The 16,033-nt window shown below is 72.3% G+C and carries 15 protein-coding genes; 8 read left to right on the top strand and 7 right to left on the bottom strand.

Going from position 1 to position 16,033, the window contains the following annotated elements:
• Window positions 1–163: 163 nt before the first annotated feature.
• Window positions 164–643, bottom strand: coding sequence for an anthrone oxygenase family protein (locus ACIGAN_RS21295; RefSeq protein WP_365737512.1), 480 nt, complete (start codon window positions 641–643; stop codon window positions 164–166).
• Between the two features lie 154 nt (window positions 644–797).
• Entirely contained in the window at window positions 798–1,496 is a 699-nt protein-coding gene (locus tag ACIGAN_RS21290; protein WP_399859532.1) for a DUF2293 domain-containing protein, read from the bottom strand.
• Between the two features lie 134 nt (window positions 1,497–1,630).
• On the opposite strand from ACIGAN_RS21290, the gene ACIGAN_RS21285 reads away from it, so the two are divergent.
• Window positions 1,631–2,272, top strand: a complete 642-nt coding sequence (locus tag ACIGAN_RS21285) for a uridine kinase (protein ID WP_365089425.1) — start codon at window positions 1,631–1,633, stop codon at window positions 2,270–2,272.
• A gap of 336 nt (window positions 2,273–2,608) precedes the next feature.
• Window positions 2,609–3,040, top strand: coding sequence for a CBS domain-containing protein (locus tag ACIGAN_RS21280; protein ID WP_399859530.1), 432 nt, complete (start codon window positions 2,609–2,611; stop codon window positions 3,038–3,040).
• Window positions 3,041–3,073: 33 nt separating this feature from the next.
• Here the strand turns inward: ACIGAN_RS21280 and ACIGAN_RS21275 are convergent, their stop codons facing one another.
• Window positions 3,074–4,201, bottom strand: a complete 1,128-nt coding sequence (locus ACIGAN_RS21275) for a magnesium and cobalt transport protein CorA (protein WP_399859528.1) — start codon at window positions 4,199–4,201, stop codon at window positions 3,074–3,076.
• A gap of 405 nt (window positions 4,202–4,606) precedes the next feature.
• On the opposite strand from ACIGAN_RS21275, the gene ACIGAN_RS21270 reads away from it, so the two are divergent.
• On the top strand, window positions 4,607–5,398 hold the full coding sequence (locus ACIGAN_RS21270; RefSeq protein WP_399859525.1) for a methyltransferase: 792 nt from the start codon (window positions 4,607–4,609) through the stop codon (window positions 5,396–5,398).
• A gap of 105 nt (window positions 5,399–5,503) precedes the next feature.
• On the opposite strand, the gene ACIGAN_RS21265 is transcribed toward ACIGAN_RS21270, so the two are convergent.
• Together ACIGAN_RS21265 and ACIGAN_RS21260 are read right to left on the bottom strand one after the other, a co-directional pair.
• Complete coding sequence (locus ACIGAN_RS21265) at window positions 5,504–6,472, bottom strand: carbohydrate kinase family protein (protein ID WP_399859522.1); 969 nt, start codon at window positions 6,470–6,472, stop codon at window positions 5,504–5,506.
• Window positions 6,473–6,516: 44 nt separating this feature from the next.
• The gene (locus tag ACIGAN_RS21260) at window positions 6,517–7,425 is read right to left on the bottom strand and encodes a pseudouridine-5'-phosphate glycosidase (RefSeq protein WP_399859520.1); all 909 of its coding nucleotides are present in this window, start codon (window positions 7,423–7,425) and stop codon (window positions 6,517–6,519) included.
• Between the two features lie 106 nt (window positions 7,426–7,531).
• Here ACIGAN_RS21260 and ACIGAN_RS21255 point away from each other — a divergent pair, with 106 nt between their 5' ends.
• A complete protein-coding gene (locus tag ACIGAN_RS21255; RefSeq protein WP_399859517.1) occupies window positions 7,532–7,960 on the top strand; it encodes a VOC family protein in 429 nt (142 codons plus the stop codon).
• A 119-nt stretch (window positions 7,961–8,079) separates the two neighbouring features.
• Here ACIGAN_RS21255 and ACIGAN_RS21250 read toward each other — a convergent pair whose 3' ends face one another.
• Window positions 8,080–8,634 carry a methylated-DNA--[protein]-cysteine S-methyltransferase gene (locus ACIGAN_RS21250; RefSeq protein ID WP_399859515.1) on the bottom strand — a complete coding sequence of 185 codons (555 nt, stop codon included), beginning with the start codon at window positions 8,632–8,634 and terminating at the stop codon, window positions 8,080–8,082.
• Window positions 8,635–8,836: 202 nt separating this feature from the next.
• Complete coding sequence (locus ACIGAN_RS21245) at window positions 8,837–9,712, bottom strand: glycerophosphodiester phosphodiesterase (protein ID WP_399859513.1); 876 nt, start codon at window positions 9,710–9,712, stop codon at window positions 8,837–8,839.
• 291 nt (window positions 9,713–10,003) lie between these two features.
• On the opposite strand from ACIGAN_RS21245, the gene ACIGAN_RS21240 reads away from it, so the two are divergent.
• The 4 genes from ACIGAN_RS21240 (at window position 10,004) to ACIGAN_RS21225 (ending at window position 15,909) form a co-directional block, all read left to right on the top strand.
• The gene (locus ACIGAN_RS21240; RefSeq protein ID WP_399859510.1) at window positions 10,004–10,876 is read left to right on the top strand and encodes an MHYT domain-containing protein; all 873 of its coding nucleotides are present in this window, start codon (window positions 10,004–10,006) and stop codon (window positions 10,874–10,876) included.
• A 40-nt stretch (window positions 10,877–10,916) separates the two neighbouring features.
• Entirely contained in the window at window positions 10,917–13,061 is a 2,145-nt protein-coding gene (gene uvrB / locus ACIGAN_RS21235) for an excinuclease ABC subunit UvrB (protein WP_365737536.1), read from the top strand.
• 138 nt (window positions 13,062–13,199) lie between these two features.
• Complete coding sequence (locus ACIGAN_RS21230; protein ID WP_104779480.1) at window positions 13,200–13,778, top strand: TerD family protein; 579 nt, start codon at window positions 13,200–13,202, stop codon at window positions 13,776–13,778.
• 82 nt (window positions 13,779–13,860) lie between these two features.
• Window positions 13,861–15,909, top strand: a complete 2,049-nt coding sequence (locus ACIGAN_RS21225; protein WP_399859507.1) for a TerD family protein — start codon at window positions 13,861–13,863, stop codon at window positions 15,907–15,909.
• Window positions 15,910–16,033 lie beyond the last annotated feature (124 nt).

Here is a 16,033-nt window from a genome sequence, read left to right as displayed (position 1 = left end):
GCGCGGGTGACAGGCCGTGCCTCGTCGGGCGGCACTCCTCCCGTCACGATACGTCCGCCTGCCCGCCCCTGCCTGTCGCCGCCCGTCGCCGCCTGCCGCCGGGGCGCGTGGTCCGGGGCGGTGCGGAACGGGGGTGGGCCCGGAGCGGAGACGGCGGCGGGCGTCAGGTGAGTGCCAGGACGTAGGCCAGGGCGGCCCCGGCCGAGGCCACCGTGCGGACGTGGTTCCACAGCGTCCATTGGCGTATGTACGCCGGCCAGTACGCCGCCGCCTCCGACGTGCCCGGCTCCAGCCCGGCCAGCGCGTCGTTGCGCGGCACGTTGGCGGCCATCGTGACCCCGAACGAGCCGAACAGGTACAGCGCGCTGCCCACCAGCAGCTCCACCGTCCCCTCGTCCGGCCACAGCACGAACGTCACCACGGCGATCCCCGCGCACAGCACGGCCGACCCGAGGAACACGGCCATGAAGGGCGGCGTCACCGCCGCCACGTTGATCGCCTGCATCGCGGCGGCTCCCTGCGCGGGCGGCAGCGCGGCGAGGCCCCGCATCACGAAGGTCGAGAAGCCACAGAACACCCCGGCCACCAGCCCGGTCCCGAGCACCCCCAGCACGGTCGGCCAGAACAACGGTCCGTCGATCATGTCCGCCTCTTCCCTCCGCCGAGCCGGGATCCGGCCCGGCACCCGCTACCACCACCACAAGTGAAGATCCGTACCGGCACCACGACCATGGCCGAGCGGCGCGGGCGCATACGCGAACGTCCAGGGGTCCTCGCCCGGCCGCGTCCGTCCCCTGTCACCCCGTGGAACCCAGCCCCGTACGGGTCCACCCCCTGAGCACCGTCTCCACCGCCGCCGCGATCCGCCTGCGCGCCTCGTGCCGCGGCACACCGCTCATCAGCAGCCGGTCGTAGGGCGTGTCCAGATGCCGTACGGACGCCACCACCGCCGCCATCACCGCACCCTCCGTCAGCGCCCGCCCCGCCGCACTGCGGCCCACCCGTCCGCTGCCCCGCTCCGAGGCGTGCGCGGCGATGGCCCACGCCCGGTCGGGCGGACACCCCGGAAGCAGCCGGCGTATCTCCGCGGCGAACGCCTGCGCGAACGAAGCGTCCTCAGCCTCACGGCGCCGCGCGTCCCGGGCCCGGCGCCGCCGTCGCGCCTCGGCGTCCGCGAGACACCGCCGCTCCGCCCTGACCAGGGCCGCCTCCTCGACCAGGACGCCCTGCCGCTCATAACGGCTCTTGCGCCGGTTGAATCGCACCACCACCGCCGACAGCGCGCTCTCCTCCCGCGCTCTGCGCGTCAGCGCCGTGTCACCGCGCGGCAGGAACACCAGATGCCCCAGGTCCGCGCAGTCGAGGCAGCGCGGGGCACCGTCCTCCAGGACGAGCAAGGGCAACGGTCCCCGCCGGCACTCGGCGCACTGCCGCCGTCTGAGGGGCTGGAAGACGAGAAGTCCGCAGTGGGGCGGGAGCGTTGCGCGAGCGGCCATACCGGTTTCATTCCCCCCGGCGGCAGGGCGCACCGCGCGGGCCCGCGGGTGGCGCGACCTCGCGGACGCCGTGCCACGACCTCGCGGACGTCGTGCCGCGACCTCGCAGACGTCGTGCCGCGACCTGACGCATCATGGGCCGTGTGCGACTGGAAGCGATCACCTGGGACCGGCTCGGCGACCTGCTCGCCGAGCGTCTGCTCGACCTGAAGCCCGCCGACGGCAGTCCCTGGCCACGTATCGCCTTCGACGGCGCCCCGGCCGCTCACCCGGGCGATCTCGCCCACCGCGTCCGTGAAGCGCTGCGCGTGCGCGGCCGCTCCTCGCTCGTCGTCGGCACGGAGGGCTTCCTGCGGCCCGCCTCCGTCCGGCTGGAATACGGCCACCGGGACGTGGAGGCCTACTACAACGGCTGGTACGACACCGGCGCCCTGTGGCGCGAGGTCTTCGGCCCCCTCGAAGCGGGCGGTGACGGCCGCGTCCTGCCGGATCTCTGGGACCCGGCCGCCGACCGGGCCACCCGCAGTCCCTACGTCCGACTCCCGCCGGACGGGCTTCTGTTGCTGCACGGTCCTTTCCTCCTCCGGCACTGGTTCCCCTTCGATCTGAGCGTCCACGTCCTCCTGTCCCCGGGCGCCCTGCGCCGCCGCACCCCCGAGGACGAGCACTGGACCCTGCCGGCCTTCGAACGCTACGAGCGGGAGACGGACCCGGCGGCCACGGCCGACGTACTCGTCCGGGCCGACGACCCGCGTCATCCGGCGTGGAGCGGATGAGTGGCTTCCCCCGCCGGGTGGTGGGCGGCCGGGCGGTTGAGAGGTTGAAGGCTGTGAGGCTGGGCGGTTCGGCGGCTGGGCGGTTGAGGACTGTGAGGCTGGACGGCTTGGACGGCTTGGACGGCTGCGAGGCCGGGCGGCCGGGCGCGGACGGCCGCCCGGCCGTGAGGATGGGCGGTTGGGCGGCTGGACAGGGTGCGCGGCTGGGCGTGGGCGGTCCACGCAGGACCGCGGTCTCCGTGTGCGGGCGTCCGGTGGCGCGGCGAGAATGAAGGACGCCGGGACTCGCGGTGCGTCCCCGTGCCGCGCCGGCCGTCCGGCACAGGGAGGTACTTCATGACCACCGCCGGAGACATCATGCACCGCGGCGTCCAGTGGATCCCCGCCCACGAAACCCTCGACCGCGCCGCCGAGCTCATGCGCGAGCTGAACGTCGGCGCCCTGCCCATCAGCGACGAGAACGAGCGGCTCTGCGGCATCCTCACCGACCGCGACATCGTCGTCGGCTGTGTCGCCGAGGGCCACGACCCCGCCAGGGTCACCGCGGGCGAGATGGCCAAGGGCACGCCCCGCTGGATCGACGCGGACGCCGATGTCAGCGAGGTGCTGCACGAGATGCGCGAGCACCGGATCCGCCGTCTCCCCGTGATCCAGGACAAGCGCCTGGTCGGCATGATCAGCGAAGCCGACCTGGCCCGGCGCCTGGCCGACGACCAGATCGCCTCCTTCGCCGAGGGCGTCTACGCCAGGGACACCACCACGGCCTGACCCCGCCCGCCCCTTCGCCGAGACACGGCCGCGTCAGAGCCAGCCGCTGCGCCGGAACATCCGGTACAGCGACACACACGCCACGGATATGACGCCGATGACCATGCCGTAGCCGTACCTCCAGTGCAGCTCCGGCATGTGGTCGAAGTTCATGCCGTACACCCCGCAGACCATCGTCGGTACGGCGATGATCGCTGCCCACGCGGTGATCTTCCGCATGTCCTCGTTCTGCGCGACGGTGACCTGCGCGAGGTGCGCCTGCAGGATGGAGTTGAGCAGCTCGTCGAACGCGGCGATCTGCTCCTTGGCCCGCAGCAGGTGGTCCGAGACGTCGCGGAAGTACGCCTGTATCTCGGGGTCCACCGCGCGGATCGGCCGTGTGGCGAGATCCTCGAGCGGCCGGCTGAGCGGCACCACCGCCCGCTTCAGTTCGAGCAGTTCCCGCTTGAGCTGGTAGATGCGGCCCGGGTCGGCCCGAGCGCCGTCCTGCGCGAACACGTCCGTCTCGACCTGGTCGATGTCCAGGTGCACCGAATCCGTGACGGTCAGATAGTCGTCGACCACGTGGTCCGCGATCGCGTGCAGCACCGCGGAAGGGCCCTTGGCGAGCTGCTGCGGGTCGGACTCCAGCTCCTCGCGCAGCGGACCGAGGGAGCCGTGCCGGCCGTGCCGCACCGTGATCACGAAATCATGGCCGACGAACACCATGATCTCGCCGGTGTTCACCACCTCGCTGGTGGCCGTGAGCTCCTCGTGCTCGACGTAGCAGACCGTCTTGAACACCGCGAACAGGGTCTCGCCGTAGCGCTCCAGCTTGGGGCGCTGGTGGGCCTCGACGGCGTCCTCGACGGCCAGCGGGTGCAGGTCGAAGAGCTCGGCGATGCCCGCGAACTCCCGCTCCGTCGGCTCGTGCAGGCCGAGCCAGACGAAGCCCTCCCGGTGCTTGCGCACCCGCTCCACCACGTCCACCAGCTCACCGCGCGTGGGGGTGCGGACACCGTCCCGGTACGCCACGCAGTTCACCACCGAGGAACCCAGCGGGGAACGGGCGGGGTGGCTCAGGTCGACGCGCGGACGCCGCCGGGCCAGCCGAGCCACCTTGCGCAGGCCGCCGACCCCGCCGAGGCTCGTGACCTTCCGCAGATTCCCTGCCATGGACATCCGGATCTCCTTGCGTGGAACTCCTCGCGCCGTCCCTGCGCCCTGGCCCGCCAGTCTGCCAGGCCCGGGTGAGCTGCGGGTAAGCCTGTGGAAACGGTCCGTTCCGCTTGGTTCCCGGCTGTGGACGACGGCACGCGGGAGCTGACGCCCCGACACATCGACGCCTGCCGACGACGGGTGGTTCTGCGGGGCCGGGGGGAGAGAGATGTGGAGACCGGGTAGCCGGTGCCGGTGCCGGTGCCGGTGCTCGTTCCGGCGCGGCGTCGGTCTTGGTATCGGTGCGCGGCAAGTGTCAGTGCGCGGAGGGGGTCGGTGCCGGGGCGCGGCGGGGCGTCGGCGTGGTCTTCGCCGTCCACGGGAGCGTCGACCGTTACGGATAAGTCGGACAACTGGGATGATCGGCGCATGACGCGAACCGATGGGGACCTCCTCGACACCCGGCAGACCGGTGCGGCCGAACACTTCAGCGCCTTCGCCGCCCTCTTCGACCCGACGACGTTCCGGCATCTCGAAACGCTCGGCGTCGGATCCGGCTGGCGCTGCTGGGAGGTCGGGGCCGGCACGACCGTGGTGTCCTGGCTGGCGAAGAAGGTCGGCCCGACCGGACGCGTCGTCGCGACCGACACCGACACCGCGCGGCTGGCCTCCACGGCCCGGCCACCCGTCGAGGTGCGCGCCCACGAGCTCGGGTCCGACGAGCCGCCCGGGGAAGGGTTCGACCTGGTGCACGCCCGGCTGGCCCTCGTCCACGTCACCGACCGGGAGCAGGCCTTGCGGTCCATGGTCCGGGCCCTGCGGCCGGGCGGCCGCCTCCTCGTCGAGGACGCCGACCCCGCTCTCCAGCCTTTGCTGTGCCCCGACGAGTACGGCCCCGAGCAGCAGCTCGCGAACCGGCTGCGCAGCGGTTTCCGCAAGCTGCTCGCAGACCGCGGCACCGAACTGCCCTGCGGCCGCACCCTGCCGCGCCTGTTGCGTGACGCCGGCCTGACCCGCGTGCACGCCGACGCCTACTTCCCCCTCGCCTCAGCGGCCTGCGCGGCCCTGGAGACCGTCACGATCCGCCAGATCCGCGACCAGCTGGTCGCGGCCGGGCTCGCCACGGACCAGGAGATCGACCGGCACCTCGCGAACGTCACGTCCGGCGCGCTCGATCTGACGACCCCGCCCATGATCTCGGCGTGGGGGCGCAAGGCGTAGCCCTCAAGGACGCGAGGCCGGGCCACAGTCCCGGGTCCAGCGCGTCCCGGGCCCAGGGTTCCCGGGCCCAGGGCAGAGGGGCGGATCAGCGCACACCGTGCACCGTCACTCAGGCGCAGGCGGCCGTCCACCCACCCGCTCCACCGCCCGCGCACCGGCCCGGCAGCCCTCCGCCGCCGCGGCCTCAGGATCGGCGCCGGCGAGCAGGGCGGCGAGGAACGCGCCGGTGAAGGCGTCACCGGCGCCCGTGGTGTCCCGCGGCTTCGCCGGCACGGCCGGAACGCGGGCGCACACCCTCCCCGCACGTGCCACCAGCGCTCCCTCACACCCTTGCTTCGCGACCACCAGCGGTACGCGCCGGCTCAGCACGGCCGCCGCGTCGGCGGCGTCGGCGACCCCCGTCAGCAGCCGGGCCTCGTCCCGGCTGGGCAGCAGTACGTCCACACCCTCGACAAGCTCCAGGAACCGCTCGGCGCCGAGCTGTTCCAGGAACCCGGCCGAGGCCGGGTCCAGACTCACCGGCACGCCACGCGCGCGTGCTGCCTCCAGGGCCACAGTCGCCAGTGCGCTACTCGACTCCGCGAACAGGAGGTAGCCCGACAGGTGGAGCCGGGCCACGCCGTCGAGCAGCGTGTCCGACCAGTCAGCGGGTTCAAGCCGCAGGGACGCGCCGCTGTCGGTGAGGAACGTCCGCTCCGCCGCAGCACCCTCGTCGACCAGGCAGATCACCGTGCCGGTCGATGCCCGCGGATCCACGACGAGGCGCGGACGCACGCCCTGCGCTGCCAGTTCCCGCTCATGCCAGGCAGCCGCCTCCACCCCGACCCGCCCGAGCAGCCGTACCTCCGCAGCGCCCTGGTACGCGGCCCAGCACGCCACGTTCGCGCCCGCCCCGCCCGGCACCGTACGGATGACGGCGGCCGTGTCCGTACCGGGGGCCAGCGGCACCCGGTGCCGCGCGACGATATCCGTCACGACGTCCCCGACGACGAGCAACGCCCGGCCCTCCACCGGGCCCGCGTCTTCCGGCGCGCGAGCCCCGGCGGACGCGGGGCCCGCTGCGGCCCTGCCCATCGACAACTCACCCTCCCCGTCCCCGCGGTCGCCCCCGTCCCCGCTCATCCCCGGGCCCAGGCCGCCGCGATCCGCGCCGCCAGGCGGACATTGCCGCGGACCGCCGCCAAGTTGGCACTCAAGGAAGCTCCGTCCGTGTGCCGTACCAGATAGTCGAGCAGGAACGGCGTGACGGCCTGGCCGGTGATCCTCTCCGCCTCGCACGCCTGCAACGCGTCCGCGAGCACGCGCGCGTGCAAGTCGGGATCGAGCTGTTCCGCCTCGGGGACGGGGTTGGCGACGATCAGCGCCGACTCGGGACCGGCGAGCGCGTCCTGGGCGCGCATGACGTCCGCCACCTGCTCGGGCGTGTCCAGCGTCCAGTCCACCGGATGCCCCGAGTCGGCCAGGTAGAAGCCCGGGAACCGGTCCGTGCCGTACCCGGCCACCGCCACCCCGAGCGTCTCCAGCCGCTGCAGGGTCGCCGGCACGTCCAGGATCGACTTCACCCCGGCACACACCACCGTGATCCGTGTCCGGGCGAGCAGGCCCAGGTCGGCCGACTCGTCCTGCGTCACCGACCACTCCCGGTGCACCCCACCGAGCCCACCCGTCGCGAACACCCGCACCCCGGCCCGCGCCGCCAGCAGCGCCGTCGCCGACACCGTCGTCGCCCCGGCGGACCGGGAGGCCACCGCCAGAGGCAGGTCGCGATGGCCCAGCTTGCGGATGCCCTCCTCATTGGCGACCCGCTCCAGCTGCTCCTTGTCCAGCCCGACACGGGGCCGCCCGTCGAGTACGGCGATCGTCGCGGGCACCGCGCCCTCCTGCCGCACGGCCGACTCCAGCTCCATCGCCACCTGCAGGTTGCGAGGCTGCGGCAGCCCGTGAGCGATGATCGTGGACTCCAACGCCACCACGGGCCGACCTGTGTCGAGCGCCTCCCGCACCTCTTCGGACACCACCAGCACCACGCGCCTGCCTCCTGTCAGCCGGCCAGTCGGTCTTCCCTCATCTCTGGCGGGCGGCGCACCGGGCCAAACCCTTGCGGGCCGTCGGACCCCTCACCAGCCTGGGGTCATGACGGATCACACCGCACGTCTCGACCACGTCGTCCTCTGGGTGCGCGACCCGCTCGCCGCCGCCGGCTGGTACGAAAAGGCCGTCGGCATGGCACCGCTCCGGCTCACCGAGTTCGCCGCCGGTGAGGTGCCCTTTCCCTCCGTCCGCGTCAACGACGAGACGATCCTCGACCTCATGCCGCTGACCTTCGCCGCACGCATGACGATGCTGCCCGGCGCCGCGGACAGCGCCGGCCACCCCGTGAACCACGTCTGCCTTTCCCTGGCCCGCGGCGACTTCGACGCCCTCCTCAGCCGCCTCCAGGAACGCTCCGTGCCGGTGTCCGACCTCTCGTACGACTCCTTCGGGGCGCGGGGCAAGGCCACGCGCAGCTTCTACTTCCGCGACCCGGACGGCAACGTGTTCGAGGCGCGGCACTACGACTGACCGGGACGCCCTCCCGTACGGCCCACCGGGTCGGTCGCCCCACGGCCCGGCCCGATCCGCCGGTCGGCCGGTCCGCCGATCCGCCGGTCCACCGGTCAGCGCCGGTCCGCCGGTCCGCCTCAGAACAGCGGTTCCGGCAGCACCCCTTCCAGGGCGAGCAGCCGCCGCTTGGCCTCCAGCCCGCCCCCGAACCCGCCGATGCCGCCGCCGCTCTCGACGACCCGGTGGCACGGCACCACCACGGGCAGCGGATTGGCCCCCATCGCCATGCCCACGGCCTGGGCGGCGCCCGGCTGACCGACCCGCCCGGCGAGATCGCCGTACCCCACGACCGAGCCGTACGGCACGCCGGCGGCGAGTTCCCGCAGGACCTGCCGGTTGAAGCCGGAGATCAGCGACCAGTCCAGCGGCAGGTCGAAGTCCCGGCGCTCACCTGCGAAGTACGCCTGCACCTGGCGTATCGCCTCGGCCAGCAGCGGGGAACCGGGTGCCTCGACGGGCTCGGTGCCGAACCGCGACGCCAGCCGCCCGACCGCCCGGTCGCGCACCGCGTCCGTGGCGTGGAAGACGACGTTGACCAGGCCGTCCTGCGTCGCGGCGAGCAGCAGCGGACCGATGGCGGTGCCGACCACGGCCCACACCACCCGCTGCTCGACCTGCTCCTGACTGTCCATGCGCCCACGGTACGACCCACCACTGACACCGCCGTCCGGTCGGGCACCGATCGCCCGCCAGGTACCGCCCGCCCGCCGCGCGCCCGCATCGCCCGTCGACACGGCCGATCAGCCACCCCCTCCAGCCGCGCAGCCGGCTGTCACCCGTTGGTCCGGCTGCCCACCCGTGTTCTCCGGCTTGCTCACCCGCCCGGCCGGCCGCTCACCCCCCGACGGCCTTCCGGACCACGTCCGGCCTGTTCGTGATGATCCCGTCGACGCCGTAGGAGGCGACCCGCCGGGCCGTCGCCGCGTCGTCGACCGTCCAGGTGAAGACCTGAAGCGGCCTGCCGTGCGGTCCCGTGAACGCCTGGACGGACGAGACGTACGCCAGCGAGAGCGAACCGTGGGAGGGATTGATCTGGTCGGTGAACCCGGCCAGGCCCGGCAGATCCGACACGGGCGGCGTCCCGAGCAGCGCCGTCTTCACTCCCGGCTTCAGCGCGTGCACCGTGCGCACGCTGTCCGCGCTGAAGCTCTGCACGATCAGCCGGCCCGCGCGATGCGGACGGTCGAGCCAGCCCTCGTTGCTGAGGACCTTCAGGGCCTGCCGCTCGATACCCGGGTACAGCTCCGGGTTCTTGATCTCCAGCAGCAACCTCTGCTGATGGCGCTCGACGCGGCGCACGAACTGCTCCAGCGTCGGCACGCGCACGCCCGCGTAGGCGGGGCCGAACCAGCTGCCCGCGTCCAGCCGGGCGATCTCCGCGGCCGTGAAGTCGCTCACCTTCCAGGGAGCCCGGCCGGGGAAGACCTCCTCGACGTCGGTGGTACGCCGCAGGGTGTCGTCGTGCAGGACGACCAGCTCGCCGTCCCTGGTCCGCTGGACGTCGTTCTCCACCCAGCGGATGCCCAGCTCCGCCGCCTTGTCCACCGCGGCCAGCGTGTTCTCGGGGGCGTACGCGGAGGCACCCCGGTGGGCGATGACACGCGGCGGGCCGCCAGCGTCGGTGGCGGCCCGCGCGGGGGAGATGGGGAAGAGGAGGGCGGCGGTCCCCAGGAGTGCGGTGGTCGAGGCGGCAACAGCGCGCGCGTGCATGCGTACTCCTCGCGTCGAACGATCGTCGGCGTCATCACGGACAGTTCAACTGTGACAGCAGAGGGTCAACGCGAGAGGGGTGCAAGATGGCCACAGGTTGAATGGAGGTGACCCAACTCCGCTCACTGGTACCGCACAACTGAGGCGGGGCCGTGTTTCTTTGCCGGAAAGTCGTTCGACCATTCCGGTGGGGGTCATACTCTCTGCGTCGACCCTGACCGCTCGTGCGGTCCTGGGAGGGGGCGCACATCAGGTATTCCGGGACGCAAAGGGCGGGAAGGGCAGCCGCGCATGCAGGGCACGGTCGACGGATTCAGCTACGGCCTGGTCACACCCCTGGTCGCCTACCTCATGGCCTGCCTCGGCGGCGCCCTGGGGCTGCGCTGCACCACCAGATCCATGCTCGTCGCCCAGTCCTGGCGCCCCGGCTGGCTCGCCCTCGGCTCGGCCGCCATCGGCTCCGGCATATGGACCATGCACTTCATCGCCATGATCGGTTTCACGGTCCGCGGCACGCAGATCCACTACGACAAGGCGATGACCTTCGCGAGCCTGGCCGTCGCGATCGTGATGGTGGGCGTCGGGATCTTCATCGTCGGCTACAAGGGCGCCCGCGGAACGGCCCTGTTCACCGGGGGCACCATCACCGGCCTGGGCATCGCCTCGATGCACTACCTCGGCATGGCGAGTATGAGCCTGGACGGGACGTTCGAGTACAACACGCTCACCGTCGGCGCCTCCGTCGTGATCGCCATGTGCGCCGCCACCGCGGCCCTGTGGGCGGCCGGCCAGGTCCGGGGCCTGCTGTGGAGCGTCGGCGCCAGCCTCGTCATGGGGCTCGCCGTCAGCGGCATGCACTACACCGGGATGGCCGCCCTCGACGTCCACCTCCACGGCACGGCCGACCCCACCACGGGGGAGTCGCCCGCGACCCTGCTCGCCCCCATGCTGATCGGCCCCCTCGCCTTCCTCCTGCTCGCGGGCGTCGTGGTGATGTTCGACCCGCTGATGGTCATGGGAAAGCCCGCCGTGGCCCCCGTCGAGCACAAGCCCGGCATCCCCGCCCGCACGCACCACACCGTGCACCACAACCCGGACCGCCTGCGGTTCCGCCCCCGCCGCCCGGTGCGGCACCAGGGCTCCCGCACCCCGCAGAACCGCTGATCAGAGCCGGTTGTCAGTGGGAGGTCGTACGGTGGAACCCATGCGGCCCGTTTCCCAGATCGAACGCACGGTGGCGCCCTTCGAGGTCGTCAGCCCCTACCAGCCCAGCGGCGACCAGCCGGCCGCCATCGCCGAGCTCGCCCGGCGCATCCAGGCGGGCGAGAAGGACGTCGTCCTGCTCGGCGCGACCGGCACCGGCAAGTCCGCCACCACCGCGTGGATGATCGAAAAGCTCCAGCGCCCGACGCTCGTCATGGCGCCGAACAAGACGCTGGCCGCCCAGCTGGCGAACGAGTTCCGCGAACTGCTGCCGAACAACGCCGTCGAGTACTTCGTCTCGTACTACGACTACTACCAGCCCGAGGCCTACGTCCCGCAGTCGGACACCTACATCGAGAAGGACTCCTCGATCAACGAGGAGGTGGAGCGCCTGCGGCACTCCGCGACCAACTCGCTCCTCACCCGCCGCGACGTCGTCGTGGTCGCCTCGGTCTCCTGCATCTACGGCCTCGGCACCCCGCAGGAGTACGTGGACCGCATGGTCCCTCTCCGGGTCGGCGAGGAGATCGACCGGGACGACCTGCTGCGCCGCTTCGTGGACATCCAGTACACGCGCAACGACATGGCCTTCACCCGCGGCACCTTCCGCGTCCGCGGCGACACCATCGAGATCTTCCCGGTCTACGAGGAGCTCGCCGTCCGCATCGAGATGTTCGGCGACGAGATCGAGGCGCTCTCCACCCTGCACCCGCTCACCGGCGAGATCATCAGCGACGACCAGCAGCTGTACGTCTTCCCCGCCTCCCACTACGTCGCCGGCCCCGAGCGCCTGGAGCGGGCCGTCAACGACATCGAGAAGGAGCTGGGCGAGCGCCTGGCGGAGCTGGAGAAGCAGGGCAAGCTCCTGGAGGCCCAGCGGCTGCGCATGCGCACCACCTACGACATCGAGATGCTCCGCCAGATCGGCACCTGCTCCGGCGTGGAGAACTACTCGATGCACTTCGACGGCCGCCTGCCCGGCTCCCCGCCCAACACCCTGCTGGACTATTTCCCGGACGACTTCCTCCTGGTGATCGACGAGTCGCACGTCACCGTGCCGCAGATCGGCGCCATGTACGAGGGCGACGCCTCCCGCAAGCGCACCCTCGTCGACCACGGCTTCCGGCTGCCCTCCGCCCTGGACAACCGCCCCCTGAAGTGGGAGGAGTTCCAGGAGCGCATCGGCCAGACGGTCTACCTGTCGGCCACCCCGGGCACCTACGAGATGTCCCGCGCGGACGGCTACGTCGAGCAGATCATCCGCCCCACCGGCCTCGTCGACCCGGAGGTCGTCGTCAAGCCCACCGAGGGCCAGATCGACGACCTGGTGCACGAGATCCGGCAGCGCACCGAGCGGGACGAGCGCGTCCTGGTCACCACGCTCACCAAGAAGATGGCCGAGGACCTCACGGACTACTTCCTGGAGCTCGGCATCCAGGTGCGCTACCTGCACAGCGACGTCGACACCCTCCGCCGCGTCGAGCTCCTGCGCGAGCTGCGCGCCGGCGAGTACGACGTGCTGGTGGGCATCAACCTCCTGCGTGAGGGTCTGGACCTGCCCGAGGTGTCCCTGGTGGCGATCCTGGACGCCGACAAGGAGGGCTTCCTGCGCTCCGGCACGTCCCTGATCCAGACCATCGGCCGCGCCGCGCGCAACGTCTCCGGCCAGGTCCACATGTACGCCGACAAGATCACCCCGGCGATGGAGAAAGCCATCGACGAGACCAACCGGCGCCGCGAGAAGCAGATCGCGTACAACAAGGAGAAGGGCATCGACCCCCAGCCCCTCCGCAAGAAGATCAACGACATCGTCGCCCAGATCGCCCGCGAGGACATCGACACCGAGCAGCTGCTCGGCTCGGGCTACCGCAAGTCCAGGAAGGACGGCGGCGGCACCAAGGCGCCCGTGCCCTCCCTCGGCAAGGCGGCCGAGCTGGCCAAACCCGCCAGGGGCAGGGGCAAGGCCAAGGAGACGGTGCCCACCGACCGTCCCGCGGCCGAACTCGCCGAGCAGATCGAGGAACTCACCACCCGGATGCGGGCCGCCGCCGCGGACCTGCAGTTCGAGATCGCGGCCCGGCTGCGCGACGAGGTCTCCGAGATGAAGAAGGAACTGCGCCAGATGAAGGAGGCCGGCCTGGCCTGACAGCGCACCGCGCACGCGCTGTGTTGCAAGACCGACACAAAGTGCGGACCGGGGTGGGTCGCTGTCAGTGCCCCTGCGTAAGGTGCTGATCAACCGCGATGCGCGGCAACAGGGGACGTTCGAGAGGGGAATCGGCGCGTGACCGTCAACATGACCAAGGGTCAGGCCATCAGTCTGCAGAAGAACGACGGGGGCAGCCTGACCGCGGTGCGCATGGGTCTCGGCTGGCAGGCGGCTCCCCGGCGCGGCCTGTTCGGCTCGCGCACGCGAGAGATCGACCTCGACGCCTCCGCCGTGCTGTTCGCCGACAAGCAGCCGGTCGACGTGGTCTTCTTCCGCCACCTGGTGAGCGACGACGGCTCGGTCCGCCACACCGGTGACAACCTCGTCGGCGGTGTCGGGCAGGGCGGCGACGACGAGGCGATCCTCGTCGACCTCGCGCGGGTCCCGGTCCACATCGACCAGATCGTCTTCACCGTGAACTCCTTCACGGGCCAGACGTTCCAGGAGGTGCAGAACGCGTTCTGCCGCCTCGTCGACGAGACCAACGGCCAGGAGCTCGCCCGCTACACACTGGCCGGCGGCGGTCAGTACACAGCCCAGATCATGGCCAAGGTGCACCGCTCGGGCCAGGGCTGGACGATGACGGCCCTGGGCAACCCGGCCAACGGCCGCACCTTCCAGGACCTGATGCCGGCGATCCTGCCGGTGCTCTGAGCGCACCCCGGGCCGGCGGGGGGACCGGCCGGGCCCGGGGGCGGCACCCGACACCACACAACGACACAGGGGGACGAAGGCGATGACGGCCGAGCTGGTGCGGGGGCAGAACCACCCGCTCTCCCAGGCCCGTCTCGAGATACGGATCTCGGCCGGCACGCCGATCGTGGCCGCGGCCGCGCTCAGCGACGAGAACGGCCGGATCCACGGCGTGGAGTGGGTCGCCCATCCGGGCGCGCCCACCCAGCCGGGTCTCGAGGTCTCCCGGCAGGCCGCCGCGGACCACCGCCTCGCGGTGGATCTGGACGCCATGCCCGAGCCCGTCCACCGGGTCGGTGTGCTGCTCGCCCTGCCCACCGGCGGGGCGGGCCCGGTCCGCTTCGGCTCCGTGGCCGCCCCGTTCGTCGCCGTCACCGGCCTCGACGGCGCCGAGATCGCCAGCTACACCATCCATGGCCTGGACGCCGAGTCGGCCGTCGTCGCCCTGGAGCTCTACCGCCGCCAGGGCGCCTGGAAGGTGCGCGCCGTCGGCCAGGGCTACGCGGGCGGCCTCGCCGAACTCCTCGCCGATCAGGGCCTGGCACAGGCCGGGCAACTCGCCGGCGCCGTCGACGAGGCGGTGTCCCGAGGGCTGGCCCGCTCGGTGCAGGCACCTCCCCCGCGCACGGCGGACGGTGACCGCTCCCGGCAGGCCGCGGCTCCGGCCCTCGGCCCGGACCAGGGCGCGACCGCCCCTCAGCCCGGCACCGCCCCTCAGCCCGGTCCCGTCCCACCGGTGTCCCCGTACGGCGGCCAGACCTCCGGGGGGCCGGGGCAGACGGCCCCGCAGCCGCCGACCTATCCCGGCGCCACGCCGGACCCGAGCGCCGTCACCCAGCCGTCCGCGTCCACCTCCGCCCCCACCGCGGGCGGGCCGGTCGACTACAGCCACCCGCGCCGGCAGAACGCCGCGCCGCCCCCGCCGCCGCCCACCGCGCCCCCCGCCGCGCCGGGGCAGCCCGCCCGGCCCGTCGCGGGCGACGCCACCGGCTGGTCCATGGAGGAGCGGCTCTACAACCAGGTGTGGGGCATGTTCGAGGACCTCGCCCGCACCACGGCCGCCTACCGCAGCGCGGTCGACTTCGCCGAGTCCCGCATGGACAAGGAGCTGGAACAGGTCCTGTCCGACCCGCGCAGCCGGATCGGCGGTCAGGGCGACGCCGCCCGCGAGGCGGCTCGCGCCCGGTACGCCCAGCTCGTCGAGCAGGCCAGGGAGGCCCTCGACCGCGACCTCGTCCAGCTGCAGGCCGAGGCCGACGTCGTCGAGCCGGCCCTGCCGCCGGCGTACGCGCGGTGGGACAACCCGGTGTGGCACGCCTACCGGGGGCCGATGGAGATCCCCATGGCCCTGCGCCTGGGCGACCTGCACCTGCCCGAGGCCGAGCGGATCCGCATCCCCATGCTGGTCCGGCTGCCCCTGGAGCGCGGCCTGTGGATCGACAGCGGCCGCACCGTGTCGTCCGACGGATCGTTCGCCGACGCCCACTCCCTGGGACGTCTCGCCATGGAGACGGCGGTCGCGCACGCGGCCCGGCTGCTGGCCGTGTACCCGGCGGGCGAGTTCACCGTGCACGTCATCGACCCGGCCGGGTCCGGAGCGCAGCCGCTGGCGCCGCTGGTGCAGACCGGTGTGCTCGCGGCCCCGCCCGCCCTCGGCGCGGCGGGCGTGACGGACGTGCTGACGCGGCTCACCCAGCGGGTCGACCTGGTGCAGATGGCGGTGCGCGGCGGCGCAGCGGACGCCCTCCCGCCCGGTTTCGACACCGCCCAGCAGCTGCTGATCGTCAACGACTTCCCGCACGGTTTCGACGACCGGGCCGTGAACCAGCTGCGCTACCTCGCGGACGAGGGTCCCGCCTTCGGCGTCCATCTGATGATGGTGGCCGACCGTGAGCAGTCCTCCGCGTACGGGCCGTTGCTCGACCCGTTGTGGCGTTCCCTGCTGCGACTGACACCGGTGGCCGACGACCACCTCGCCGACCCGTGGGTCGGCCACGCCTGGACGTACGAGCCATCGCTCGTGCCGCCCGGCAGCCAGGTCCTCCACCAGGTGCTCACCCAGGTCGCGGCCGCCCGCACTAAGTTCACGTAAAGCCCGATGACCAGGGTTTTTGGTCTTTCTTTTGCCAAGCGCTTTACCTGTTCTTGGTGATTGGGTACTGTTGAGGGCACGGAGGGGAGTACTCCCTGTCTGCTGCGGCGTACCCGTCAATACG

The organism is Streptomyces sp. NPDC085931, assembly GCF_044540565.1.
In the GTDB taxonomy this organism is placed as follows: Bacteria; Actinomycetota; Actinomycetes; order Streptomycetales; family Streptomycetaceae; genus Streptomyces.
The sequence above is the reverse complement of the archived record's forward strand: the minus strand, read 5'-3'. Positions and strand labels throughout refer to the sequence as shown.

What these genes read in the sequence shown, in the direction of transcription:
- ACIGAN_RS21295 (WP_365737512.1), bottom strand. Translation starts at nt 643, where the DNA reads ATGATCGACGGACCGTTGTTCTGGCCGACCGTGCTGGGGGTGCTCGGG.
- ACIGAN_RS21290 (WP_399859532.1), bottom strand. Translation starts at nt 1,496, where the DNA reads ATGGCCGCTCGCGCAACGCTCCCGCCCCACTGCGGACTTCTCGTCTTC.
- ACIGAN_RS21285 (WP_365089425.1), top strand. Translation starts at nt 1,631, where the DNA reads ATGGGCCGTGTGCGACTGGAAGCGATCACCTGGGACCGGCTCGGCGAC.
- ACIGAN_RS21280 (WP_399859530.1), top strand. Translation starts at nt 2,609, where the DNA reads ATGACCACCGCCGGAGACATCATGCACCGCGGCGTCCAGTGGATCCCC.
- ACIGAN_RS21275 (WP_399859528.1), bottom strand. Translation starts at nt 4,201, where the DNA reads ATGTCCATGGCAGGGAATCTGCGGAAGGTCACGAGCCTCGGCGGGGTC.
- ACIGAN_RS21270 (WP_399859525.1), top strand. Translation starts at nt 4,607, where the DNA reads ATGACGCGAACCGATGGGGACCTCCTCGACACCCGGCAGACCGGTGCG.
- ACIGAN_RS21265 (WP_399859522.1), bottom strand. Translation starts at nt 6,472, where the DNA reads ATGGGCAGGGCCGCAGCGGGCCCCGCGTCCGCCGGGGCTCGCGCGCCG.
- ACIGAN_RS21255 (WP_399859517.1), top strand. Translation starts at nt 7,532, where the DNA reads ATGACGGATCACACCGCACGTCTCGACCACGTCGTCCTCTGGGTGCGC.
- ACIGAN_RS21250 (WP_399859515.1), bottom strand. Translation starts at nt 8,634, where the DNA reads ATGGACAGTCAGGAGCAGGTCGAGCAGCGGGTGGTGTGGGCCGTGGTC.
- ACIGAN_RS21245 (WP_399859513.1), bottom strand. Translation starts at nt 9,712, where the DNA reads ATGCACGCGCGCGCTGTTGCCGCCTCGACCACCGCACTCCTGGGGACC.
- ACIGAN_RS21240 (WP_399859510.1), top strand. Translation starts at nt 10,004, where the DNA reads ATGCAGGGCACGGTCGACGGATTCAGCTACGGCCTGGTCACACCCCTG.
- uvrB (WP_365737536.1), top strand. Translation starts at nt 10,917, where the DNA reads ATGCGGCCCGTTTCCCAGATCGAACGCACGGTGGCGCCCTTCGAGGTC.
- ACIGAN_RS21225 (WP_399859507.1), top strand. Translation starts at nt 13,861, where the DNA reads ATGACGGCCGAGCTGGTGCGGGGGCAGAACCACCCGCTCTCCCAGGCC.